23 protein-coding genes are annotated in these 23,453 nt (G+C 72.1%); 20 read left to right on the plus strand and 3 right to left on the minus strand.

Annotation, left to right across the window (positions count from 1 at the left end; translation table 11 throughout):
• Positions 1-197: 197 nt before the first annotated feature.
• Positions 198-1,046, minus strand: a complete 849-nt coding sequence (locus ACRDTB_RS27405) for an alpha/beta fold hydrolase (protein ID WP_431434893.1) — start codon at positions 1,044-1,046, stop codon at positions 198-200.
• 181 nt (positions 1,047-1,227) lie between these two features.
• On the opposite strand from ACRDTB_RS27405, the gene ACRDTB_RS27410 reads away from it, so the two are divergent.
• On the plus strand, positions 1,228-2,373 hold the full coding sequence (locus tag ACRDTB_RS27410; RefSeq protein WP_431434895.1) for a PP2C family protein-serine/threonine phosphatase: 1,146 nt from the start codon (positions 1,228-1,230) through the stop codon (positions 2,371-2,373).
• Positions 2,374-2,447: 74 nt separating this feature from the next.
• On the opposite strand, the gene ACRDTB_RS27415 is transcribed toward ACRDTB_RS27410, so the two are convergent.
• Positions 2,448-3,641, minus strand: coding sequence for an alpha/beta fold hydrolase (locus ACRDTB_RS27415; RefSeq protein ID WP_431434897.1), 1,194 nt, complete (start codon positions 3,639-3,641; stop codon positions 2,448-2,450).
• Between the two features lie 208 nt (positions 3,642-3,849).
• Between ACRDTB_RS27415 and ACRDTB_RS27420 the strand changes: the two genes are divergently transcribed.
• The 11 genes from ACRDTB_RS27420 (at position 3,850) to ACRDTB_RS27470 (ending at position 14,820) form a co-directional block, all read left to right on the plus strand.
• Positions 3,850-4,686, plus strand: a complete 837-nt coding sequence (locus ACRDTB_RS27420) for a class I SAM-dependent methyltransferase (RefSeq protein WP_431434899.1) — start codon at positions 3,850-3,852, stop codon at positions 4,684-4,686.
• Positions 4,687-4,746: 60 nt separating this feature from the next.
• Positions 4,747-6,063 carry an NAD(P)/FAD-dependent oxidoreductase gene (locus ACRDTB_RS27425; RefSeq protein ID WP_431434901.1) on the plus strand — a complete coding sequence of 439 codons (1,317 nt, stop codon included), beginning with the start codon at positions 4,747-4,749 and terminating at the stop codon, positions 6,061-6,063.
• Complete coding sequence (locus tag ACRDTB_RS27430; RefSeq protein WP_431434903.1) at positions 6,060-6,584, plus strand: DNA polymerase ligase N-terminal domain-containing protein; 525 nt, start codon at positions 6,060-6,062, stop codon at positions 6,582-6,584. The genes ACRDTB_RS27425 and ACRDTB_RS27430 overlap by 4 nt, the downstream gene beginning before the upstream one ends.
• Before the next feature lie 178 nt (positions 6,585-6,762).
• Positions 6,763-8,952 (plus strand): MMPL family transporter, encoded by a 2,190-nt coding sequence (locus tag ACRDTB_RS27435; RefSeq protein ID WP_431434905.1) that lies wholly within the window; start codon positions 6,763-6,765, stop codon positions 8,950-8,952.
• Between the two features lie 139 nt (positions 8,953-9,091).
• Positions 9,092-9,397, plus strand: a complete 306-nt coding sequence (locus ACRDTB_RS27440; RefSeq protein WP_431434907.1) for a hypothetical protein — start codon at positions 9,092-9,094, stop codon at positions 9,395-9,397.
• 4 nt (positions 9,398-9,401) lie between these two features.
• The gene (locus ACRDTB_RS27445) at positions 9,402-10,817 is read left to right on the plus strand and encodes a DUF4331 domain-containing protein (protein WP_431434909.1); all 1,416 of its coding nucleotides are present in this window, start codon (positions 9,402-9,404) and stop codon (positions 10,815-10,817) included.
• Positions 10,814-11,251 carry a hypothetical protein gene (locus ACRDTB_RS27450; RefSeq protein WP_431434910.1) on the plus strand — a complete coding sequence of 146 codons (438 nt, stop codon included), beginning with the start codon at positions 10,814-10,816 and terminating at the stop codon, positions 11,249-11,251. Before ACRDTB_RS27445 ends, ACRDTB_RS27450 begins: the two co-directional genes overlap by 4 nt.
• Before the next feature lie 135 nt (positions 11,252-11,386).
• On the plus strand, positions 11,387-11,965 hold the full coding sequence (locus ACRDTB_RS27455) for a TIR domain-containing protein (protein ID WP_431434911.1): 579 nt from the start codon (positions 11,387-11,389) through the stop codon (positions 11,963-11,965).
• A 2-nt stretch (positions 11,966-11,967) separates the two neighbouring features.
• Positions 11,968-12,387 (plus strand): GPW/gp25 family protein, encoded by a 420-nt coding sequence (locus tag ACRDTB_RS27460; RefSeq protein ID WP_431434913.1) that lies wholly within the window; start codon positions 11,968-11,970, stop codon positions 12,385-12,387.
• Positions 12,388-12,439: 52 nt separating this feature from the next.
• Entirely contained in the window at positions 12,440-14,269 is a 1,830-nt protein-coding gene (locus tag ACRDTB_RS27465; protein WP_431434915.1) for a putative baseplate assembly protein, read from the plus strand.
• A complete protein-coding gene (locus ACRDTB_RS27470; RefSeq protein WP_431434916.1) occupies positions 14,266-14,820 on the plus strand; it encodes a phage tail protein in 555 nt (184 codons plus the stop codon). The genes ACRDTB_RS27465 and ACRDTB_RS27470 overlap by 4 nt, the downstream gene beginning before the upstream one ends.
• Here the strand turns inward: ACRDTB_RS27470 and ACRDTB_RS27475 are convergent.
• The gene (locus ACRDTB_RS27475; RefSeq protein WP_431434918.1) at positions 14,738-15,814 is read right to left on the minus strand and encodes a phage tail sheath subtilisin-like domain-containing protein; all 1,077 of its coding nucleotides are present in this window, start codon (positions 15,812-15,814) and stop codon (positions 14,738-14,740) included. The two genes, ACRDTB_RS27470 and ACRDTB_RS27475, sit on opposite strands and share 83 nt — an antisense overlap.
• Before the next feature lie 33 nt (positions 15,815-15,847).
• On the opposite strand from ACRDTB_RS27475, the gene ACRDTB_RS27480 reads away from it, so the two are divergent.
• The 8 genes from ACRDTB_RS27480 to ACRDTB_RS27515 all read left to right on the plus strand — a co-directional run.
• Positions 15,848-16,360: a hypothetical protein gene (locus tag ACRDTB_RS27480; RefSeq protein ID WP_431434920.1), complete on the plus strand. Its 513-nt coding sequence runs from the start codon at positions 15,848-15,850 to the stop codon at positions 16,358-16,360.
• A gap of 21 nt (positions 16,361-16,381) precedes the next feature.
• Positions 16,382-16,795: a KOW motif-containing protein gene (locus tag ACRDTB_RS27485; protein ID WP_431434922.1), complete on the plus strand. Its 414-nt coding sequence runs from the start codon at positions 16,382-16,384 to the stop codon at positions 16,793-16,795.
• A gap of 120 nt (positions 16,796-16,915) precedes the next feature.
• Positions 16,916-17,917, plus strand: a complete 1,002-nt coding sequence (gene dhaK, locus ACRDTB_RS27490) for a dihydroxyacetone kinase subunit DhaK (RefSeq protein ID WP_431434924.1) — start codon at positions 16,916-16,918, stop codon at positions 17,915-17,917.
• A 1-nt stretch (position 17,918) separates the two neighbouring features.
• Positions 17,919-18,545 (plus strand): dihydroxyacetone kinase subunit DhaL, encoded by a 627-nt coding sequence (dhaL, locus tag ACRDTB_RS27495; protein ID WP_431434925.1) that lies wholly within the window; start codon positions 17,919-17,921, stop codon positions 18,543-18,545.
• Between the two features lie 91 nt (positions 18,546-18,636).
• Positions 18,637-19,440 (plus strand): HPr family phosphocarrier protein, encoded by an 804-nt coding sequence (locus ACRDTB_RS27500; protein WP_431434927.1) that lies wholly within the window; start codon positions 18,637-18,639, stop codon positions 19,438-19,440.
• A gap of 274 nt (positions 19,441-19,714) precedes the next feature.
• Complete coding sequence (gene betA, locus ACRDTB_RS27505) at positions 19,715-21,364, plus strand: choline dehydrogenase (protein ID WP_431434932.1); 1,650 nt, start codon at positions 19,715-19,717, stop codon at positions 21,362-21,364.
• An 11-nt stretch (positions 21,365-21,375) separates the two neighbouring features.
• Complete coding sequence (locus tag ACRDTB_RS27510; RefSeq protein ID WP_431434929.1) at positions 21,376-22,845, plus strand: aldehyde dehydrogenase family protein; 1,470 nt, start codon at positions 21,376-21,378, stop codon at positions 22,843-22,845.
• A gap of 314 nt (positions 22,846-23,159) precedes the next feature.
• On the plus strand, positions 23,160-23,453 hold a 294-nt coding region (locus tag ACRDTB_RS27515; protein ID WP_431434930.1), incomplete at its 3' end, for a hypothetical protein.

The following is a 23,453-nucleotide window of genomic DNA, read 5'->3' on the forward strand; positions in this document are numbered from 1 at the left end:
GGCCCCAACCGCGGCTTCTACCTCAACAAACGCGGACAAGGACTCAAACACGTCCAAGCCGTCATCGCCCTCGCCCGCCGCCGAGTCGACATGCTGAGGGCACAGCTGCGTGACAACCAGCGCTTCACCCCCGTTCTGCCGGTCACGCACCCGGCTTGACTTGATCATTGAGACTCCTCGTCGAGACGTCGAGCCGGTCAGGTCAGCAGGGCGGCCACGGCCGTCACACCCGCGTCGCCGAAGAGGATCGAGTAGTGGTTCGTGCCCGGCACGGTCGTGACGTCCAAACCGGACAGTGCGTCGGGGTCGGGGTAGAGCGGCTCCGGCTCGTTCAGCATGCCGCGCTCGGCTCGCACGAACGGGACCCCGGCCGGCAACGCGGCGAACGCGTCCCGCGCGGGTGAACCGCTGTGCAGGTCGACGTAGTCGGTGCGCATGGCCTCCGCCGACACCCGGCTGCGCAGCGCCGACCCCGTCCCGGTCAGGTCATAGTCCACATAGGCCTCGGCGGCCGGCGTCCACTCCGCGAAGGACGGGTGCGCGCGCCAGAAGTCGCGGTACGCCTCGCGGGACGGGAACCGCATGTCGAGCCGGCGGGCGGCCGGGCCGAGCGCGGTCTCCGGGCCGCCCCGCGGCGGGGGCAGCGGCGCGCCACCGTCCACGAGCACGAGCCGCGCCACCCGCGCCGGGTGCCGGTGGGCCAGCACGGACGCCACGAAGCCACCCATCGAGTGCCCCGCCACCACCGCCCGCTCGACATCGAGCGCGTCCAGCACCGCGACGCAGTCGGCCGCATGCGCCGCCATGCCGAACGGGCCGGGGATCTCGCCGCTGCCGCCGCGCCCGCGCAGGTCCGGGGCGATGACCGGACCGGGCAGCCGCGTGGCCACCTCGATCCAGGCCCGGCTCGACGCGGTGAGCCCGTGGATCGCCAGCACGGGCGACCCCGACGAGAGCTCGCCCCACACGGCGACCGTCAGCTCACCGCCGGCGACCGGGACGCCGACGTGTGCGGGTGCGCGGAGCGCGGTCGGTTCGGCGGGCACGGACCACCTCCGCGGGACACGTCGCTGGGAACCGCTCCACCGTGACGAACACGCGGCTCGCCGGCAAGGTGGCGGCCCACCACCCCGCGGCGGCGGGACGTGTCGTCGAGCCACATGTTCGTCACGGTGGCAGGATGACTGCGTGGGCCGAGGGGAGCGCCGCGTTCGTGGCGGCCGAGCCGTGACCGACATCGAGGACCTGTTCGAACACGCGCCCTGCGGGTATGTGTGCACCGATCCGGACGGGTGGATCCTCGCCGTGAACGCCACGCTGCTCGGCTGGTTGGGCTACGCGCGCACGGACCTCGTCGGCCGGCGCCGCTTCGGCGACCTGCTCACCGTGGGCGGCCGCATCTACCACGAGACCCAGTACGCCCCGCTGCTGCGCACGCGGCACGAGATCGGCGGGATCGGGCTCGAGCTGGTGGCCAAGGACGGCACGCGAGTGCCGGCACTGGTCTCCTCGACCGTCCGGACCGACGACGCCGGCACGCCGCTGTCGATCCGCACCGTCGTGGTCGACGCGGGCGACCGGCGCGAGTACGAGCGGGAGCTGTTGCGCGCACGCCAGGAGGCCGACCGCGAGCGCGCGCACGTCGAGCGGCTCGCCGTCACGTTGCAGCGCTCGCTGCTGCCGCCCGTGCTGCCCGAGGTGGCCGGCCTCGACATCGCCGCCCACTACCGGCACGCGTCGCGCGACGAGATCGGCGGTGACTTCTACGACGTGTTCCCGCTCGCCGACGGCCGTTGGGCGCTGTTCCTGGGCGACGTGTGCGGCAAGGGCGCCGAGGCCGCGGTCGTGACCTCGCTGACCCGCTACGCGCTGCGCTCCGCGGCGGTCTACGACCCGGACCCGGTGGCGGTGCTGGCCAATGTCGACTCGGTGCTGCACCAGGAGCGCACCCGACACTGCACGGTGCTGTTCGGCCTGCTCACCCCGGCCGCGGACGGCTGCACGCTCGTCCTGGCCGGGGGCGGGCACCCGCCGGCGGTCGTGCTGCGTGCCGACCGCACGGCCGCGTACGTGCCGACCCGGGGCGGCCAGCCGGTCGGCCTGCTGCCGAAGCCGCGGTTCGGCACCGCCACGGTCCACCTCGCTCGGGGCGACACGATCATGCTGTACACCGACGGCCTCGTCGAAGCCCGCACCGGCGCGGACCGCTACGGCGTGGACGGCCTGCTGACCTTCGCCACCGCCCACGCGCCCGCCACCGCCCCCGCGCTCGTCGCCGCGGTCTCCGACGTGCTGACCGCGTTCGGTGACGGCTTGCAGGACGACGCCGCCATCCTCGCGCTGGGTGTCCGGCCGGCGGGGGATCGCGGATGAAGGGATCCCCGCAGTGCTGCCAGGTCGGGGGTCCGTCAGCACTGCGGGGACACACGGCCAATCGTGACGCACGCCTAGGTCGTTACACCGAGTCTCAGGAATCGTCCTGTCTCGTCGAGGAACCGCGGCCAGGCCGGCTCGTCCGCGGTGAGGATGTGGTTGCGGCTGGGCAGGAACAGCAGCTCGCTGTCCGGGATCAGCGCGGCCAGCTCCTGTGCTTGCGTCCGCGGTACCCGCAGGTCACCGCGGGAGTGCACGATCAGCGTGGGGCACCGCACGTGCGGCGCCAGCGCGGACACGTCGATGTGCGCGAACACGTCCAGGAACCGCACCACGTTCTCGGGCGACGTGGTGGCCCGCTGCAGGTGGTTGAACGCGTCCCACAGCGCGCGGTCTTCGTCGGGCAGGAACTGGCTCGCGAACACCTGGCGGAACGTCGGGTCGTCGTGCCGCCAGCCGATCCGGCCCAACTGCAGGTCCAGCGCGGCTTCCTCGCACTCCTCCGCCGTGCTGGCCCGCGCGAGCCGGCCGCGGCAGTACGCGCCCGCGAGCACGAGGTGGGACACCCGCTCCGGGTGGCGCACCGCGTACGCGATCGCGACCGCCCCGCCCTGCGACACACCGAGCAGCGGGAACCGGTCGAGGCCCGCCGCGTCCACGACCAGCTCGAGGTCGTTGACCCACGCGTCGAAGCCGAAGTCGGGAACGTCCCAGTCGGACAGCCCGCAGCCGCGCTCGTCGTAGCGGATCAGCCGGTGGCGCCGGCCCAGCGCGTCGATCCAGTGGGCCCAGATCGGGCTCGACCACTCCAGGTCGAGGTGCGTGAACCAGTTGGCCACCTTCACCAGCGGCGGGCCGGAGCCGGAGACCGCGTAGGCCACCCGCACCCCGTCCGGTGAGACGCGGTAGCGGATCTGCTGCGGCGGTCGCGCGGTGACCGGCTCGACCAGGTCGACCGGCATGACCAGCTCGACCTCGGCGACGAACCGGTACCCGACGCCGCGCACGGTCGCGATGACCCGCTGCTGGTTCCCGTCGTCGCCCACGGCTCGCCGCAGCATCTTGACCCGGCTGGTCAGCGCCGACTCACTGACGAACCGGCTGGCCCATACCGCGTCCAGCAGCTCGGTCTTGGCGACCACGCGGTCCCGGTGCTCGATCAGGTGTGCCAACAGCGTGAAGACCTGCGGTTCGACGTGCACGACGTCGCCCCCGCGCCGGAGCTCGAACTGGCGCGGGTCCAGCTGACAGTCTGCGAACCGGTACACCTCTTCCGCTCCGAGTCGTCGATGGGTGAGCCGCGAAGCTTGGTCGGTTGTCGTCCCTGCCGCAGCCGGCGTTTCGCGCCGGCGTCTCCACGGAATCGTCAGGTCATCTCCACGGCATCGTCATCATCCCGCCAAGCATCGGCGCTGACCAGCACCGATGCTCTCCGCCATGACGCGCCGACAGCCGGTGCGCGTGATGGGAGCGGACATGACGACGAGTAGCAGCACATACCTGCTGGGGCACGACGAGCAGGAGCTGGCGCGGCTCGAGCACCAGGCCCGGATCCTCGCGCCGGCCACCAGGACGATCCTCGGCCTGGCAGGCGTCGCGCCGGGGATGCGCGTGCTCGACCTCGGCACCGGGGCGGGCGACGTCGCCTTCGAGGTCGCCGCGCTGGTCGGGCCGACGGGTTCGGTCGTCGGGGTCGACCAGTCGGTGCGGGCGTTGCGGTTCGCCGCCGTACGTGCCGAGCAGCGCGGCCTGACCAACGTCTCGTTCATCCACGACGACCTGCACACGGTCCGGATCGAGGACGAGTTCGACGCGGTCGTCGGCCGGTTGATCCTGCTCTACACCCCCGATCCGGCCGCGATCCTGCGCCGGCTCGTCCGGTTCGTGCGGCCGGGCGGGATCGTCGTCATGATGGAGTACGAGATGCACGCGGCCGGCACGTTGCCGCGGACGGAGCTCTGCACCCGGGTCATCGGCTGGATCACCGAGGCCTTCGACCGGTCCGGTCTCGACGCGAGCCTCGGCGCCCGGCTGGGCCCGATCCTGCGCGACGCCAGTTTCGACGAGCACACCGTGATCGGCCTGCAGGCCTATCACGAACCCGGCGACCCGGCCGGGCCCAAGCTCGCCGCGGAGACCGTCCGCACGCTGCTGCCCGTCATCGAGCGGACCGGCGTCGCGACGGCCGGCGAGGTCGACATCGACACGCTCGAGGACCGCGTCGCCCGCGACGGCGCACGGCACGGGGTGACGTTCAAGCCCCCGGTGCTCGTCGGGGCGTGGGCCGTGGCCGGACAGGAGGCGGGGAGATGACCGGCCGGCGCGGGCACGCGGTGGTGCTCGGCCCGAGCATGGCGGGTCTGCTCGCGGCGGGTGCTCGCGGACGGCTACGACCGGGTCACCGTGGTCGAGCGGGACCAGCTACCGGCGCGGGTGACGCAGCGGCGAGGCGTACCGCAGGGCCGGCACCTGCACGCGCTGCTGCCGAGCGGTTGCGGGGTGGTGGGCGAGCTGTTCCCCGGGCTGCTGGACGAGCTCGTCGGGGCCGGCGGGACGAAGCTCGCGGACTACCGCAGGATGCACTTCCTGCCGGACGGCACCCACCGGCTCTCGCCGGACCTCGTGCTGGAGCCGGTCTACCAGCCGAGCCGGCCGTTACTCGAGACCGGCGTGCGGGCCCGCGTCCGCGGGCTGTCCAATGTGGAGTTCCGGGACGGCTGTGAGGCCGTTGGCCTGGTCACCGACGAGTCGCGCGGGCGGGTCACCGGCGCGCGCGTGGTCGACCACGGCGGGCGGGCGGAGGAGGTTCTCGCCGCCGATCTGGTGGTCGACGCGACCGGGCGCGGCTCACGGACGCCCGCGTGGCTCGCCGCCCTCGGCTACGAGAGGCCGGCGCAGGACGAGGTCGTGGTGGACGTCCGGTACGTGAGCCGGCTGGTCCGGCTGCCACCGGGTGCGGTGCCCGAGGTGCTGGTCGTGATCGGCGCGAGCCCCGAGCGGCCGGCCGGGATGGGCCTGTTCGCCTACGAGGACGACACGTGGATGTTCACCGTGTCCGGGTACGGCGGCCACAACCCGGCGCCGGACTACGAGTCGATGGTGGACGTCGTCGCCGGGTTCGCACCGCCGCACCTGGTGGCGGCGCTGCGCGAGGCCGAGCCGCTCGACGACGTGTCGACGTTCCGCTTCCGCGCGAACCGCCGGCTGCGCTACGACCGGATGCGCCGCGCCGAGCGCCTGCTGGTGTTCGGCGACGCGATGTGCGGCGTCAACCCGATCTATGGCCAGGGCATGTCGGTGGCCGCGCTGGAGGCGCTGGAGCTGCGGAAATGCCTGCGCCGCGGCGACCGCGACCTGGCGCGGCGGTTCTTCCGCGCGGCCGCGAAGCCGGTCGGGGTGGCGTGGCGGCTTGCCGTCGGCGCGGACCTGGCCCTGCCACAGGTCGACGGTCCACGCCCGCTGCCCGTGCGGCTGGTGAGCTCCTACGTCTCCCGGCTGCTGGTCGCGGCCGAGCACGACCCGGTCGTGGCCGAGCGCTTCCTGCGGGTGAGCGCGTTCCTGATGCGGCCGCCGACGATCATGTCGCCCCGGATCGTGGCGCGAGTGGTGGCCGGTAACCGCCGGGCGCGCCGTGTGACGCCGGAGCCGGCGATGCCGGAGTCGGCGAAGGCGGGTACGCATGGGACGTGAGCGAGCTTGCGAGCGAACCATCGGCACCGGGCGACCACGTCGTGAGCAGGTTCGTCGTGCACCGGCACCGCGCGCGCCGGCTGCACTACGACCTGCGGCTGGAGATGGGCGGCGTGCTGGTGAGCTGGGCGGTGCCGAAGGGCCCGACGCTTGACCCCGCCGTGCGCGTGCTCGCCGTGCACGTCGACGACCACGAGCTCGGTCACTACGACTTCGAGGGCGTGATCGAGAGCGGGTACGGCCGCGGTGACGCGATCGTGTGGGACTGGGGCATGTGGGCGCCCGCGAAGACCGCCGACCCCGTGCGCGCCGTGGCCGACGGCGAGCTGCACTTCGACTTGATGGGGGAGAAGGTGGCCGGCCGCTTCGCGCTGATCCGCAGCGATCCGATCCGCCGCGATCCGAGGAACTGGCTGCTGGTCCACAAGAACGACGAGCACGCCGTCCGCGGCTGGGATCCCGAGACGCTGCCGCGGTCGGTGAAGTCGGGCCGTACCAACGAGGAGGTCGCGGCCGACTGACCAGCCCGACGCCCAGGACTCGCGGGTACGGGGTGCGGTGGGGTGGTTACGGGTCGTCTCGGACCCTGCGTCGGGTAGGGGGGATCCCTGAGGGAAGTACGGGGAACGTCCGGATCCCCGCGCGCGCACGGTGACCCAGGCTTGGTCCGAACGTCCACACAGACCAGAGGGGATCCAGATGGGCAAGCCGATGTTAACCGTGCGCATCGCGAGATGGAGCGCCGAGCATCCGTGGCGGGCGATCGTCGCGTGGCTGCTGTTCGTGGCGATCTGCGTCGGCGCCGGCCAGGTCGCGGGGACCGAGCAGGCCGACTTCGATGACAACCCGAAGGGCGAGCTCGCCACCTACAAGAGCATCGTCGACGAGGCCGGGTTCGAGCGGCCGGCGACCGAGAACGTCCTCATCACCGCCGGGCAGGGGGACCTCGACACGGACGAGGCCATGGCGGCCGCCGCCGACGTGCGGGCGCGGATGGACGCCCTGCCCGGCGTCGAGCAGGTCAGCGACCCGGTCCCGTCGCCGAAGGGCACCGCGGTCCTGCTCAACGTCGAGCTGGCGGGGGAGTCGGACAGCGCCGACGAGCGGATCCAGCCGCTGCTCGACACGACCGCCGACGTGCAGCGGGACTACCCGGACCTGCGCGTCGAACAGGTCGGCGGCGCCTCCCTCGACAAGGCGCTCTCCGAGACCCTGGGCGAGGACTTCCAGCAGGCCGAGCTGATCAGCATCCCGGTCACGCTCCTGATCATGCTGCTGGTGTTCGGCGCGCTCATCGCCGCCGGGGTGCCGGTGCTGCTCGCGATGTCGGCCGTCGGCACGGCGCTGGGGCTCTCGGCACTCGTGTCGCACCTGATCCCGGCCACCCAGAACACCGCCAGCATGATCCTGCTGATCGGCATGGCGGTCGGCGTCGACTACTCGCTGTTCTACGTCCGCCGAGAACGCGAGGAACGGGCCAAGGGCGCGGGGCACGTGGACGCCGTCGAGATCGCCGCCGCGACCTCCGGGCACGCGATCGTCGTCTCCGGCATCGCCGTGACCGTCGCGATGGCCGGCATGTTCGTGGTCAACGACATCGTGTTCTCCTCGATCGCCGTCGGCACGATCCTGGTGGTGCTGGCCGCGATGATCGGCTCGATCACGGTCCTGCCCGCGCTGCTCGCCAAGCTCGGCCGCTGGGTCGACCGGCCGCGGATCCCGTTGCTGTGGCGCCTGTCCATGCGTACCGACAAGGAGCCGCGCTTCTGGCCGGCGGTGCTGCGGCCCGGCCTTCGCAAGCCGAGGACCACGCTGGTCGTCTCCGGCGGCCTGCTGGCCGTGCTCGCGATTCCGGCGTTCGGCATGACGCTCAACGCGCCGTCCGAGGCGGACCTGCCACGCAGCATCCCGATCATGCAGACCTACGACCGGCTGACCGAGGCGTTCCCGAGCACCGGTGCGTCGCACGAGATCGCGATCCGGGTGCCGGCCGACGAGACGGCCGCGGCCGAGTCCGCCGTGGACGAGCTGCTCGGCCGGATCGAGGCCGACCGCGGGTTCGCCCACGACCAGCCGCCAGAGGTCACCACGGCGGCGGGCGGCCGGATCGTCCTGATCTCCGCGGGCATCCCCTACGACGGCGGCAGCGCGCGGGCCGACCAGTCGCTCGCCCAGCTGCGCACCACGCTGCTGCCGCAGACGATCGGCACGGTCCCCGGCGCGGAGTTCGCGGTGAGCGGCATGACGGCCGGCGAGAACGACTTCGTCGACGACATGAACGGCGCGTTGCCGTGGGTGATCGGGTTCGTGCTGCTGCTGACGTTCCTCGTGATGCTGTGGGCGTTCCGCGCACCGGTCATCGCGCTCTCCGCGATCGGGCTGAACCTGCTCTCCGCCGGTGCCGCGTACGGCGTGCTGGTCCTGGTGTTCCAGAATACCTGGGCCGAGGGCCTGCTCGGCTTCACCTCCAGCGGCGGCATCACGGCCTGGCTGCCGGTGATCCTGTTCGTCACGTTGTTCGGCCTCTCGATGGACTACCACGTGTTCGTCGTGAGCCGCATCCGCGAGGCCGCGCTGGCCGGGATGTCCACCCGGGACGCGGTGGCCGCCGGCATCACGCGGTCGGCCGGCGTGGTGACGAGCGCGGCCGCGGTCATGATCGGCGTGTTCTCGGTCTTCGCCACCCTGAGCACGATCGACATGAAGCAGCTGGGGGTCGGGTTGGCGACGGCGATCCTGATCGACGCCACGCTGATCCGGGCGGTCCTGTTGCCCGCGCTGATGACGGTGCTGGGCTCGGCGAACTGGTGGACGCCGCGGTTCCTGCGCCGCCGCGAGCACGTCGCGCCGCCCCCGGCCGAGCCGAAGGTGCTCGAACCCGTCGGCTGAGAACCGTCGGGGAAACGGTGCCGCACGCCGCGATCGGCGTGCGGCACCCGTTTCGCATTCCCGCCAATCCGCCGCCACGGGGGTGCCGAATGTGGTGCTGGAGGGCGATGTGCGCCCAGTTCAGCTAGGAGTTCCACGCATGACGCACCAGCAGCAACAACCCGTGCGGACCGGGCCGACCCGGCGCAAGGTGATCCTGACCGGGGCCGGCATCGCGGCCGCGGGGGTGGCGGTCGGGGCCGGTGTCCCGCTCGTCGCCGCCCAGCTGTCCGGAGCGGAGTCCGGCGAGCCGGTGGCGGGCCCCGAGAAGCCGGTCATGGTCCACCTGCGCGACGCCGCGTCCGGCCGGTTCGACATCTTCGTCGGCACCGAGCGCATCGAGCTCACCGATCCAGCGTTCGCCTCGCGACTGTCCGGCGAAGTCCGCCGGACCGAAGGGAAGTGACGAGATGTCCTCACACCGCGAAGCACCCGAGATCTCGAAGGACCCGGTCGCCGACTCCACCGACGTGTACGCGTTCGTCAGCCCGGACAAGCCGGAAACCGTGACCCTGATCGCGAACTACGTGCCGTTGCAGTCGCCGGCGGGCGGCCCGAACTTCTACGAGTTCGGCGATGACGTGCGCTACGCGATCCACGTCGACAACGACGGCGACGGAAAGGCCGACGTCACCTACGAGTTCCGGTTCACCACCCAGGTCCGCAACCCGGACACGTTCCTCTACAACACCGGCCCGATCCTGGGGATCGACTCTCCCAACTGGAACCGCCGGCAGTTCTACACGGTGATCCGCCGGGACCGGCGTGGCCACGAGCAGGTGCTCGGCGACGGGCTGCCCTGCCCGCCGTGCAACATCGGCCCACTGTCCACACCGAACTACGAGGCGCTCGCCACCGCCGCCGTGCGCAACCTCGGCGGCAAGCGCCGGGTCTTCGCCGGTCAGCGGGCCGAGGGCTTCTACGTGGACCTCGGCGCGATCTTCGACCTGCTCGACCCGCGACCGTTCGCCGACGCGCACGAGCACTTCGGGCTGGCCAAGTTCCCGCAGTCCGGCAACGGGGTCAACGCCACGAAGAACCTGAACGTGCACACGATCGCGCTGCAGGTCCCGATCACCGACCTCACCCGCGACGGCTGGCGCGGCAAGGACGTCGACGACCCGCGCGCCACCATCGGCGTGTGGACCACGGCGAGCCGCCAGCGCGTGCGGATGCTCGACACCGAGCTGCACAACACGTGGAGCACCGGCCCGTTCCGGCAGGTGTCGCGGTTGGCCATGCCGCTGTTCAACGAGGTCATCGTGCCCATGGGGCGCAAGGACTTCTGGAACACCCAGTCGCCGGACGGGGACAGCCGCTTCGCGAAGTTCGTGGCGAAGCCGGAGGTCGCGCAGCTGCTTCCGGTCCTGTTCCCCGGTGTGTTCGCAAACCTGGACGTGCTCAACAAGTCGGGCAAGCCGCGCGCGGACCTGCTGGCCATCCTGCTCACCGGCATCCCGGCCGGTCTGATCGAGGGTTTCCAGAACTTCACCGGCGAGACCCAGGCCGACCTGATGCGGCTCAACACGGCCATCCCGCCCTCGCCCGATCCCAGCATCTTCGGTCTGCTCGGCGGTGACCTCGCCGGCTTCCCGAACGGCCGCCGGGTGTTCGACGACGTGGTCGCTATCGAGCTGCGAGCCATCGCGGGCGCGACCTACCCGCTGGTGGACGGGACCTACACGGCGGACCCGGCCGCGGCCCAGGTGGACGAGGGCGTGACGCCGGACGACCTGGACATCCCGTACCTGCGCCGGTTCCCGTACCTCGGCACGCCGCACGACGGCTTCAACAACCCACCGGCCCGAGCGGAGGCTCCACAGTGAACTCCACAGTGAACTCCACAGCGAACACGAAACCGGACACCTTGGTACTCGACATCGGCGGCGACGTCGGCGCGCTGGTCATCGTCGCCGGCCCGGAGCTCGCCGAGCAGGAGATCGAGATCAGCCCCGGTGCGGACGCGTCGACCCCGCGCAGTCACAACGTGGTGCACGCGCGCCGGGGCAACGGCCGGGTCGCCTACACCGCGGTGTTCCCGAGCGTGCCGGCCGGTGACTACACCGTCTGGCACCGCGACGGCACGCCGCACGCGACGGTGACGATCCACGGCGGCCGGGTCACGCGGCACGACCTGACCTGCCAGGAAGGACGCCTTCCGGACGCTCAACGTCCGGAAGGCGTCCTTCCAAGCCTTCGCGTGCGTAAACAGGCACGACGGCTGGTTAGTGCGGCTCCACGCCTGATCAAGAGGCGCTGAACAGGCGTGTTGCGTACCGGACGCCCCTGCTGAGGTGGACTGATTACGGAGAACGCACGATTGACCACTCGCTTCTGTGGGGTCCGACACGCCATGATCTCCTCTTGACGTGACCGGTCACCGGAAGGAGCCGCAGTGCGGGTGTTCCTGAGCCACCGCACCGAGAGCGAAGGTTCGTTCGCGCGCCGCCTGTCCGAGGATCTCGAGAGACAGGGAATCCCCACCTGGGTCGCCCCCAGAGACGCCGATCCGGGGTGCACCTGGCCGCAGGCCGTCGAGGCGGGGATGCATGCCTGCACGCACGTCACGGTGCTCGTGACCGAGCAGGCGCTCCGCTCGCGGGCGGTCCGCCACGAGCTGCGGGTCGCCGAGCTGCTCCAGCTCGACGGCAGGGTGGCGATCGTGCCGGCCCTGCTGGAGCGGGTCGAGCTGCCCCCGCTGCTGCGGGCCGTCCCGGGCGCGGACCTCACCGGGAGCTACGCCGACGGGCGCGAGGACCTCGTCAGGTCCCTGCGGCTGGCCGCGGCGGCCGCCGCGCCCGCCGATCGGCTCGTGGTCCACCAGGTCCGCCGCGGCGACCGGATCGACCTGCTCGCCGCGCGGTACCTGGGCGAGCCGACGCACTGGCGGCTCATCGCCGACGAGAACCCGGGGCTGGACGTCACCGCTCTCGAGCCCGGGATGGTCGTCTCGATCCGGGCGCGGGGGCGGTGACCATGGCGAACAACCCGACCGACAGCCCGGCCGACAACGTGGCCGACCTGGCCGGACCAGCGAGCCGTGGCTGGGCCTTCCCGCTGCGCGTGGACCTGCGCGGCCGGCTCTGCGTGCTCTCCGGCGCGCAGGCGGTGGAGTCGGCGCTCGACGTGCTGCTCGGCACGGTCGCGGGCGAGCGGGTGATGCGGCCCGGCTTCGGTGTCCGGCTCGAGTGGACGCTCAAGGAGCTGCCCGACCGCATCCGCGAGCTCGTCACCGAGTACGAGTCCCGGATCGAGGTCCTGGACGTGGACTTCGAGGATCTGGACCAGCAGTGGGACGCCCGGCAGCTCGGCTGGGCGCGGGTGTGCATCGACTACCGGCTCAAGGCCACCGGCGAGCACGGCCGGTTCGAGGGAAGGTTCGAATGGACGCGGTGAAATGGACACGGTGAACAGTGCCGGGGGATCGGGGAACGGTGCGGTCGGGGACATGGCCGGCACCGACGGGCGGCTGCCCGTTCCGTCACTGGACGACCGGCGATACGCCGACTTGGTCGAGGCCGCACTGCGGCTGCGCGACCGGTACTGCCCGGAGTGGACGAGCACCGAGCCGGGCGACCCCGGCATCGCGTTGATCGAGGTGTTCGCCTACCTCGTCGACCAGTTGCTCTACCGGCTCAACCAGGTGCCGGACCGGCTGTACTCGGAGTTCCTGAACATGGTCGGCGTCAACCGGCGGACGGCCACGGTCGCCGAGGCACGGGTGGACTTCATGCTCGACGCGCCCGGCCAGACCGTGCGGATCCCGGCCGGCACACCGGTGTCCACGGTGGCCGGCGAGGGCGGGCCGGTCGAGTTCCTGACCGTCGAACAGGCGACCGCGCGGCCGATATCGCTGCGCTGGGTGGTCGACTCGGTCAACGCGGCCGACGAGACCGAGAGCGGGCGGGCCAGGTCGACCGTGCCGGCCCGGCAGACCGAGGGCAGCTGGGTCGAGCTGGTTCTGGGCGAGGGCGGGCCGAACTCGCTCGTACGGGTCGAGCTGGACGTCCTGCTGGGCACCGAGCCGGCCGGCGCCCAGCTGGAGTGGCAGTGCTCCGGACCCGGCGGCTGGATCGACGTCGAGGCCGAGAGCGTGCCCGCGGACCGGCCGGCCGTGCTCGTGGACACCGGGCCGGACTGGGTCGCCGACTCCGACCGGCACAAGCTCCGCGTCCGGCCCGTGCTGGACACGCCGGTGAAGAAGGACACCGAGATCACCGTGCACGTGCACGACGCCCTCGGCGCCGGGGTCAGCGTCGACGTCCAGCACGCCAGCGCGGTGCCGGGCGAGGCCCTCGGGATCGGGACCGGCCGGCCGCGCCAGCGGCTGCGCACCAGGCGCGCGCCCATGCTGCCGGAGCTACACCGGATTCGCGTGGGCGGTACGGAGTGGACGGCCGTGACCTCGCTGGTCGACTCGAACGCCGACGACCGCCATTACGAGCTCGACTGCGACACCGGCGAGGTGCTGTTCGGCGACGGCACGCACGGCGCGATCCCGGCCGAGGACGCGGAGATCACCATCGACTACCTGGCCGGCGGCGGGGTGGGCGGCAACGTCGCGGCCGGCACGATCGTCGTGCTGCGGGAGGCGATCCAGCACGTGGCGCGGGTGCACAACCGCTGGCCCGCGACCGGCGGCATGGCCGCCGAGCCGGTCGAGGAAGCCCGCTCGCGCGCGCCCGCGCTGCTGCGGTCGGGCTGGCGCGCGGTGTCCGCGGACGACTTCGAGCGGCTGGCCCGGCTCGCGAGCCCGCGGGTGGCCCGGGTCCGCTGCCTTGCCGAGCCCGGGGTGGCCCGGGTCGTGGTGGTGCCGCACGCCGAGGGCCCACCCGACGCGGAGAGCTTCGCCTCGATCCTGCCCGGCGACCCGGTGTTCGACGAGGTCGTCGACTTCCTCGACGAGCGGCGCGCGGTCGGCGTGCGGCTGGTCGTCGAGCCGCCGGACTACCAGGGCGTGCGGGTGGTCGCCGAGGTGACGCGGTCGGCGGACGAGCCGGCCGAGGAGGTGTACGCCCGGGCCGCGGCGGCGCTGCGTGACTACCTGCACCCGGTGCGCGGCGGTCGGGACGGGCAGGGCTGGACGTTCGGCCGGCCGGTCGTCGCGGGTGAGCTCTTCGGCGTGCTGCTGGACGTGCCGGGCGTCGAGCTCGTCGACGAGGTGCGGCTGTACGCGTGGGACCCGGTCACCGACCAGACGGGGGAGCGGACCGACCGGATCGACCTGAAGCCGAACGGCCTGTGCTGGCCCGCCCCGCCGGTGGTCCGGGCTCGATGAGCACGCGGACGGAGCGGATCGCCGCGCTCGTGCCGCGGGCGATGTGGGACGACGACCTGCTGATGCGGCTCGTCGCGGTGTTCGACGAGCTGCTGGACGGGGTGGCCACGCCGGTCGAGGACCTCGACGTCCTCGCGCATCCGGCGCTGGCGCCCGACGCGATGGTCGACTGGCTGTGCGCGTGGCTGGGCTGGGAGGTGCCGCCGGGCTGGCCCTCGCCCGAGGCCAAGCGCCGGCTGCTGCGTTCGGCGGGCGAGCTGCTGACCCACCGCGGCACCGCACGCGGGATCCGCCGGCTCGTCGAGGTGCTCGGCGGAGCCGACGTGTCCTCTGTGGAGATCGTCGACCCCGGGTTCGCGGTGCTCGCCTGGACCCCGCCGGCCGAGATGTCCCGGCGGATCGAGGTCGACGTGCACGGCACGCTCGTCGAGGCCTGGTCCGCGGAGGACCGCACGGTGCTGGAGCGGCTCATCCGAGGGGATCTGCTGGCGGGATGTCCAGTGAGTGTTCGGTTTCGAGAACCGTCCACGTCCCCACCGGCAGCTCAATGACGATGGTCAGCGGGTAGCCGTGCGTCACCCGCGCGTTCAGTTCGATCTCGATCCGCATCGCCTCGCCCGAGGCGCTCAGCGAGCGCACCACGAACGCGTCGTCGGCGAGCCCGGAGACGCCTCGGATCGCCGAGTCGATCTGGCCGACGAGCTCCACGTCGGAGGCGCCGCGGACCATGCCGATCCGCTCGAAGACGACCGGCTTGAGCGCCGCGAGCAGCCGTGCGGTCGGGATCTGGAACAGCCACGGGCTCACCGACAGCGTGCGCGAGCCCCACGTCCGCACGCCCCAGGACGGCATGGCGCGCAACAGGTTGACGTTGAGCCGGGTGAGCATCTCCTGCTCGACCGTCGTCACGTTGGTCGCCACGTCGACCACGTCGGTCAGCTCGAGGTTGCCGAGCGCGCCCAGCAGCCCGCCGCGCAACGTCGACCGCGCCCACGCGCCGGCGACGTGCCCGCACGGCGGCACCCAGGTGAGGTCGCGCCCGGCGACGGCCCGTACCCACGGGTAGTAGAGGACCGCGTGCGGCGTGTCGGCGCCGAGCACGTCCACCCGCCAGTCCCGCATCTCCTGCGGCCGCAGCCCCGGCGGCGGGTCGAGCACGGCCAGCCGGTCGCCGGTCGCGATGCAGGCCTCGACGATCATGCGCTGGGCCGCGCCGAAGTCCTCCAGGTCGACGAGGCCCTCCGGCGTCCGCGCGTGGTCGACCAGCCCGGGGAAGCACACCAGGTCGAAGTCGTGCCGCTCGAGTATCCGCAGGGTCGTGTCGAGCGCGTACAGCGGATCGTCGTCCATTCCGAGCGGGGCGACCGCACACGGTCCGCCACCGTTGGCGAACCAGCCGAGCACCGACTGCCAGAGGATGTCGTTCGAGGGGAACGTCCTTGCCTCGTAGGCCGTTTCGACCCGGACCGGCTCCGGCCCCGGCCAGTTGCCGTGACGGCCGAGGAACACAGCCCGCAGCGCCCGCCCGTTCGCGTTTTCCGCCACCTCGGCATTGTCGCGGATGCTTGGATCAAGGTCATGTCCGCCATCGTCGTCGCGGTGATCGCCGCCGTCGCGTCCGTCGCCGCCGCGGTGGTCGCGGGAAGGTTCGCCATGGCCTCGCGCCGGTTCGAGGCCCGCCTGCAGCGGGTCGGCCAGGTCTCCGAGCACAAGCGCGAGATGTATGTGCCGCTCGTCGACATGCTGGAGCGCATGTTCACCAGCGACGACCCGCCGACCGTCGATGAGTTGGCGCACAAGCGGCACTTCGACACGTGGGTGAACGTGTACGGCTCCGACGGCGCGGTGCGCGCGTACTCCCGGTTCATGCAGGCGCTGCCGGCGCAGCCGCCGGGGGACGTCCAGTTCCGGCTCTACGCCGACTTCCTGCTCGAGGTCCGCAAGGACATGGGCGACCCGTCGAGCTCGGTCGACCGGCTGCAGATCCTCGGCCCGCGGCTGGCTGACCTGAAAGACCGGTCGAGCCTGACCGACCCGGACCTGGACGCCGTGTGTGAGCGGGCCGGCTGGACGCCGCCCTGGCACGAGTAGTTTGCCGGTTAGGCTGGCGCGATGCTGGTGGCCATAGCGATCTTCGCGCCGATTGCCGCATGTGTCCTGGTGTTTGTCGCGCTGATGCTGGCCCTGAGAGCCAACAACAGGTTGGTGGCGATTCAGCGTCAGCAGGCCGAGGAGTTCGCGCGGCTGAGGCGTGCGATCACGGAGCTTCGGCTGCCCTCGCCCGGCACGCCACCCGACGACCGGGTCGACGGACCGCCAAGCATCGGCGCGTTCGAGCCCGTCGTGCGGGTCGGTGACCAGGTGGAGATCGTCGACGGCCCGCACCGCGGCGAACACGGAGTGGTCGCTCCTTCACCCGACTGGTTGCGCGAGGGCGTCGCCTGTGTCGACCTGGCCGGCGGCCGGGGGCCGCGATACGTGGAGGTGTCCAAACTGGCGCGATGGGACGAGACGACCCGAGAGTAGGTCCGCTGGGCCCGGACGCTGGCGGACGTGGCCCGGGCCGTGACATCCTGCCCTGGCACGGCCTGAGGGCGGCCTGGCGCCAGGACAACAGCGACGTTGCAGCTCAGAGCGGTGGTATCAATGAAGAAGATCATCAACGACCCGTCGACCGTCGTGGCCGAATCGTTGCGAGGGCTGGAACTGGCCCACTCCGACCTGATCACGGTGGTGCCCGACCCGGCGGTGGTCGTCCGTGCGGACGCGCCCGTGCGGGGCAAGGTCGCCGTCGTCTCCGGTGGTGGCTCCGGCCATGAGCCCATGCACGGCGGCTTCGTCGGTCCCGGCATGCTCGACGCCGCCTGCCCGGGCGCGGTGTTCACCTCGCCGACCCCCGACCAGATGCAGATCGCCATCGAGCGGACCAACGGCGGCGCGGGCGTGCTGCTGATCGTCAAGAACTACACCGGCGACGTGCTGAACTTCGAGACCGCCGCCGAGCTCGCGCAGGCCGAGGACATCGAGGTCGCCACGATCGTCATCGACGACGACGTCGCCGTGAAGGACTCGCTCTACACCGCCGGCCGACGCGGCGTCGGGGGCACCGTGGCGCTCGAGAAGATCGTCGGCGCGGCCGCCGCGCGCGGGGACGACCTCGGCAAGGTGCACGGCATCGCCCAGCGTGTCGTCGCCAACGTGCGCTCGATGGGCATGGCGCTGGCCGCCCCGATCGTGCCGCACGTCGGCGACCCCAGCTTCGACCTCGGCGACGACGAGATGGAGGTCGGCATCGGCATCCACGGCGAGCCGGGCCGTGCCCGCATGCCGGTGGAGAACGCCGACGGGATCGTGCGCCGCCTGCTGGAGCCGATCGTCGAGGACCTGCCGTTCGCCTCGGGCGACCGGGTCCTGCTGTTCACCAACTCGATGGGCGGCACGCCGCTGATCGAGCTCTACCTCGCGCACGGCATCGCCGAGAGGATGCTCGCCGACCGTGGCATCACCGTGGAGCGCCGGCTCGTCGGCCCGTTCGTCACCAGCCTGGAGATGCAGGGGATGAGCCTGACCCTGCTCAAGCTCGACGACGAGCTGCGTGAGCTGTGGGACGCACCCGTGCGCACGCCGGCGCTGCGGTGGGGGAGCTGACGTGGGCTGCACCGCCGACGATGTGGCCAAGGCCGTCCGCGCGATCGCCGCGGTCGTCGAGGAGCACCGGGTGGAGCTGATCCAGCTAGACCGGGCCATCGGGGACGGCGACCACGGCGAGAACCTGGACCGCGGCTTCAAGGCCGTGCTGTCCAAGTTGGACGAGTCCACTCCGGACACCCCGGCCGCGGTGCTCAAGATCGTGGCCACCACGCTCATCTCCAAGGTCGGCGGTGCCGCGGGACCGTTGTACGGCACGGCGTTCCTGCGCGCCGCGACCGCGCTCGGGTCCGCGGCCGAGCTGGCCGTCGCCGAGGTGACGGAGGCGCTGCGGGCCGCGCTCGGTGGCGTCGTGGCCCGCGGCAAGGCCGAGCTGGGCGACAAGACCATGGTCGACGCGCTCGACCCGGCGGTTCGGGCGGCCGAGAAGGAGCAGGGGTCGGTGGCCGCGCTCCTGTCGGCCGCGGCGGACGCGGCGGCGACCGGTGCGGAGTCCACGGTGCCGCTGGTCGCGCGCAAGGGCCGGGCGTCGTACCTGGGTGAGCGCAGTGCCGGCCACCTCGACCCGGGGGCGCGGTCGACGGCGCTGCTGCTGCGCTCGCTCGCCGACTCGGCGGCCGGCTCGTGAGCGAGCTTGCGAGCGAACCAATGTCACAGGGCGAGCTTGCGAGCGAACCAATGACACAGGGTGTTTCCGGAACCGGCGTGCCCAGCGAACCATGAGCAGGGTCGGGCTGGTCGTCGTCTCGCACAGCGCGAAGCTCGCCGAGGGCGTCGTCGAGGTGGCGGCGCAGATGGCGCCGGACGTGACGGTCGTGGCGGCGGGTGGCACGGCCGAGGGCGGCATCGGCACGGACTTCGACGCCGTGGACGCCGCGATCGAGCGGGCCGACGGTGGCGCGGGTGTCGTGCTGCTCTACGACCTCGGCAGCGCACGCATGGTGGCCGAACTGGCCCTGGAGTCCCGCGCCGTTCCCGACAGTGCCGTTCCCGACAGTGCCGTTCCCGACAGTGCCGTTCCCGACAGTGCCGTTCCCGACAGTGCCGTTCCCGACGGCGCGGTGCTCGTCGACGCCCCGCTCGTCGAGGGCACGGTGGCCGCCGCGGTCGCCGCGCAGAGTGGCTCGCCCCTCGCCGAGGTAGCCGCCGCCGCCCGCGCCGCCGCCGCACGTCCAACCGAACCGACTGCCGCCGGGCCGGCTGGTGTGCCCGACGTGGAGCCGGGAGGTGGGCCCACCGAGACGGAGGTGGCGGCCGTCGAGGAAACGCGGATCCGGCTCACCAACGAGATCGGCCTGCACGCCCGCCCGGCGGCCCTACTCGCCCGCTCGCTGTCCGAAGTGGACGCCGAGGTCACGGTCCGGTTCGGCGCGTCCAGCGCGCCCGGCCGCAGCGTGCTCGCGCTGATGGCCCTGGGCGCCCGCAAGGGCGACGAGCTGACCCTCTCCGCGACCGGCCCCCAGGCCGCCGAGGCCCTCCGCAAGGCCGAGGCCCTGGCCACCCGCAACTTCGACGAACCCTAACCCCGCGAGTCCAACGTTCCGGATCCGCGAGTCCAACGTTCCGAACCCCCGAGTCCAACGTTCCGGGTCGCGAGTCCCCCGTTCCGGACCGCGAGTTCCCCGCTGGGAACCCGCACCCGCCGGTCGCCAACGGGGAACTCGGCGTGCGGGAGTGGGGGATTCGCGATGTCCGAGTGTTGGACTCGCGGTGTCCGAGTGTTGGACTCGCGGGTTCTGAGTGTTTGACTCGCGGGGTCGGAATGTTGGACTCGCGGGGCAGTAGCATGCGCGGGTGATCTCCGGGCGGTACGACTTCGTCATCGTCGGGGGTGGGTCGGCCGGCAGCGTGCTCGCGAACCGGCTGTCCGCGGACCCGGCCAACCGCGTGCTCGTGCTCGAGGCGGGCCGGCCCGACTACCCGTGGGACGTCTTCATCCACATGCCCGCCGCGCTCACGTTCCCCATCGGAAGCCGGTTCTACGACTGGAGATACGAATCCGAGCCCGAGCCGCACCTGCACGACCGCCGCGTCCACCACGCCCGCGGCAGGGTGCTCGGCGGATCCAGCAGCATCAACGGCATGATCTTCCAGCGCGGCAACCCGCTGGACTACGCGCGCTGGGCCGCCGACCCCGGTATGTCCACATGGGACTACGCACACTGCCTGCCATACTTCGAGAAGATGGAGAACTGCACCGCGGCCGCGCCGGATGACGAGTTCCGCGGCCACGACGGCCCGCTCGTGCTCGAGCGCGGGCCGGCCACGAACCCGCTGTTCACCGCCTTCTTCGAGGCCGTCCAGCAGGCCGGCTACCAGCTCACCGACGACGTCAACGGCTACCGCCAGGAGGGCTTCGGCCCGTTCGACCGCAATGTCCACAGAGGACGGCGTTGGTCTGCTTCCAGAGCGTACCTGCGGCCGGCCATGCGCCGGGCCAACCTCGACGTGGTCACCCGGGCGCTGGTCACGAAGGTGCGGTTCGACGGCGACCGGGCGACCGGCGTCGAGTTCCGGCGCGGCACCGACAAGACGGTCGAGGCGGGCGAGGTCATCCTCTGCGGCGGGGCGATCAACTCGCCGCAGCTGCTGCAGCTGTCCGGCGTGGGCAACGCCGCCGAGCTGCGGTCCTTCGGCATCGAGGTGGTGGCCGACCTGCCCGGGGTGGGCGAGAACCTGCAGGACCACCTCGAGGTCTACGTGCAGCACGCCTGCACCCGGCCCGTGTCCATGCAGCCATACCTGAAGTGGCGCTACCGGCCGTGGATCGGCGCGCAGTGGCTGTTCGGTCGCCGCGGGCCGGGCGCCACCAACCACTTCGAGGGCGGCGGGTTCACGCGTAGCAACAAAGACGTGACATACCCGAACCTCATGTTCCACTTCCTGCCGGTCGCGGTCCGTTACGACGGCTCGGCGCCCGCGGGCGGGCACGGCTACCAGGTGCACGTCGGGCCGATGTACTCCGACGCACGCGGCTCGGTCAAGATCACCAGCACGGACCCGCGCCGGCACCCGGCGCTGCGGTTCAACTACCTGTCCACCGACCAGGACCGCCGTGAGTGGGTCGAGGCCGTCCGTGTCGCGCGCGACCTGCTGAACCAGCCCGCGATGGCGCCCTACAACGGCGGCGAGCTCTCGCCCGGGCCAGGGGTGACCACCGACGAGCAGATCCTCGACTGGGTCGGGCGGGAGGCCGAGACCGCGCTGCACCCCTCGTGCACGGCCGCGATGGGCACCGGCGACCGGGCCGTCGTCGACCCGACTTCGATGGGTGTCCACGGGCTGCGCGGGTTGCGGGTGGTGGACGCGTCCGCGATGCCCTATGTGACCAACGGAAACATTTACGCACCCGTGATGATGTTGGCGGAGAAGGCGGCCGACCTCGTCCTCGGCAACAGCCCGTTGCCTCCGGCGGCGGTCGAGTTCTACCGATACCAACGCTCGTGAGGACAGTGCCAATGGCGGAGCTGTACATCGGGGGAGCGTGGCGGGAGGCGGTGGAGGGGGGCCGCCGGGAGATCCGCTGCCCGGCGGACGGCAGCCACGTCGCGACGGTTTCGGAGGCCACGGCCGCGGACGCCGAGGCTGCGATTCTCGCGGCACGCCAAGCGTTCGACGCGGGCGACTGGCCGGCGACCACGGCGCGGGAGCGCGGCGCGCTGCTGTCGCGGGTGGCCGACCTGCTCGAGCGCGACGCCAAGGACTTCGCCCGTGCGGAGTCGCTCGACACCGGCAAGCGGCTGGTGGAGAGCGAGTACGACGTCGCCGACGTCGTGGCCTGCTTCCGTTACTACGGCGGCATCGCGGGTACCGACGCGGGCCGCGTGGTGGACACCGGGCGCGCCGACGCGATCAGCCGCGTGGTGCGCGAGCCGGTCGGCGTGTGCGGGCTGATCACGCCGTGGAACTACCCGCTGCTGCAGGCGTCCTGGAAGGTCGCGCCCGCGCTCGCGGCCGGCAACGCGATCGTGCTCAAGCCGAGCGAGCTGACCCCATCCACGGCGATCCTGCTGATGCGCGTGCTCGAGGAGGCCGGGCTGCCGGCCGGCGTGGCGAACCTCGTGCTGGGCGCGGGTCCGGCCGCGGGCGCGCCGCTCGCCGAGCACGAGGCCGTCGACCTGGTGTCGTTCACCGGCGGGCTCGCCACGGGCCGGCGAATCATGGCCGCCGCGGCCGCCACGGTGAAGAAGGTCGCACTGGAGCTGGGCGGGAAGAACCCCAACGTGGTGTTCGCCGACGCGGACCTGCCCACCGCCGTCGACTTCGCACTGACCGCGGTCTTCCTGCACTCCGGCCAGGTGTGCTCGGCCGGCGCCCGGCTGGTGGTGCAGGACGACGCGCACGACGCGGTGGTCGACGAGATCGTGCGCCGCGCGTCGCGGATCCGGCTGGGCGGACCGTTCGATGTGGACGCCGAGACCGGACCACTGATCTCCGCGGCGCACCGGGACAAGGTCGCGGCCTATGTGGACACCGGGGTGGCGGAGGGCGCGGTGCTGCGCTGTGGCGGGAAACCACCGTCCGATCCGGACCTCGCGGCCGGTTTCTACTACCTGCCAACGGTTCTGGACGAGTGCACCCAACAGATGACGGTGGTGCACGAGGAGTCGTTCGGCCCGGTGCTGACCGTCGAACGGTTCGGTGACGAGGACGACGCGGTGCGCATCGCCAATGACACGACCTACGGCCTCGCGGGTGCCGTGTGGACGAGCGACGCCGGCCGGGCACAGCGGGTCGCCGGCCGCCTGCGGCACGGCACGGTGTGGATCAACGACTTCCACCCGTACGTGCCGCAGGCCGAGTGGGGCGGCTACGGCCGGTCCGGCATCGGCCGCGAGCTCGGCCCGTCCGGGCTCGACGAGTACCGCGAGACGAAGCATGTCTGGCACAACATCGACCCCAAGCCGCAGTACTGGTTCCACGCGTGAGCGACGGGTACACGGTGACCTGGCGGCCGCCCGCCTACGACACCGTGCTGCCGGCCGGACGGGGTGCTGCGCCTGGTGCTCACGTTGAGTGACCCGGAGTTCACGGTGCCCACAGGTGCCGGGGCGACGGTCGATGTGGACCTCGGCCGCGGTCGGCTCAGCCTCCGTCCCGCTGACCCTGAACCCGCGAGTCGGTAGGCGGCCGCCGGTGGTCCACGATCCGGTCGTTATCGTTTTGTGACGCTTGGACTGTATTTCCGGCTGTCCACTCGGCACTGGAATTGACAAGCCATGCCGGACAAGGGGGAGATCTCATGCACTTCTACATAGACCGCGACCCGCGCGACGACGGCCTTGGCGAACGGGTGCCGGAGATCCCCGGGGGGCTGCTCACCCGGCACGGCGCGCGGGTGCTGGACCTGCCGGTGGCCGGCCGGGACGCGGCCGCGTCGGCGACGGCGTACCGCGTGGACGCCATGCGCGTACCGCACTCCGTGGACCGGGCGGTCCTCGAGCGGGCCCTCGCGGACATCAACCTCAAACTCGTGGGCCCGGCCGCCGACGTGGGCGGGGCGGCCCGGCGGGCCGCCCCGCCGGTGGCCCGGCTC

The organism is Actinophytocola sp. (genome assembly GCF_050699935.1).
Lineage (GTDB): Bacteria > Actinomycetota > Actinomycetes > Mycobacteriales > Pseudonocardiaceae > Actinophytocola.

Excerpts from the sequence above, each read along its gene's own strand:
- ACRDTB_RS27510 (WP_431434929.1), top strand. The coding sequence starts at position 21,376 with ATGGCGGAGCTGTACATCGGGGGAGCGTGGCGGGAGGCGGTGGAGGGG.
- ACRDTB_RS27500 (WP_431434927.1), top strand. The coding sequence starts at position 18,637 with ATGAGCAGGGTCGGGCTGGTCGTCGTCTCGCACAGCGCGAAGCTCGCC.
- ACRDTB_RS27460 (WP_431434913.1), top strand. The coding sequence starts at position 11,968 with ATGGCGAACAACCCGACCGACAGCCCGGCCGACAACGTGGCCGACCTG.
- ACRDTB_RS27465 (WP_431434915.1), top strand. The coding sequence starts at position 12,440 with ATGGCCGGCACCGACGGGCGGCTGCCCGTTCCGTCACTGGACGACCGG.
- ACRDTB_RS27480 (WP_431434920.1), top strand. The coding sequence starts at position 15,848 with ATGTCCGCCATCGTCGTCGCGGTGATCGCCGCCGTCGCGTCCGTCGCC.
- ACRDTB_RS27435 (WP_431434905.1), top strand. The coding sequence starts at position 6,763 with ATGGGCAAGCCGATGTTAACCGTGCGCATCGCGAGATGGAGCGCCGAG.
- ACRDTB_RS27445 (WP_431434909.1), top strand. The coding sequence starts at position 9,402 with ATGTCCTCACACCGCGAAGCACCCGAGATCTCGAAGGACCCGGTCGCC.
- ACRDTB_RS27440 (WP_431434907.1), top strand. The coding sequence starts at position 9,092 with ATGACGCACCAGCAGCAACAACCCGTGCGGACCGGGCCGACCCGGCGC.
- ACRDTB_RS27470 (WP_431434916.1), top strand. The coding sequence starts at position 14,266 with ATGAGCACGCGGACGGAGCGGATCGCCGCGCTCGTGCCGCGGGCGATG.
- dhaK (WP_431434924.1), top strand. The coding sequence starts at position 16,916 with ATGAAGAAGATCATCAACGACCCGTCGACCGTCGTGGCCGAATCGTTG.
- ACRDTB_RS27420 (WP_431434899.1), top strand. The coding sequence starts at position 3,850 with ATGACGACGAGTAGCAGCACATACCTGCTGGGGCACGACGAGCAGGAG.
- ACRDTB_RS27485 (WP_431434922.1), top strand. The coding sequence starts at position 16,382 with ATGCTGGTGGCCATAGCGATCTTCGCGCCGATTGCCGCATGTGTCCTG.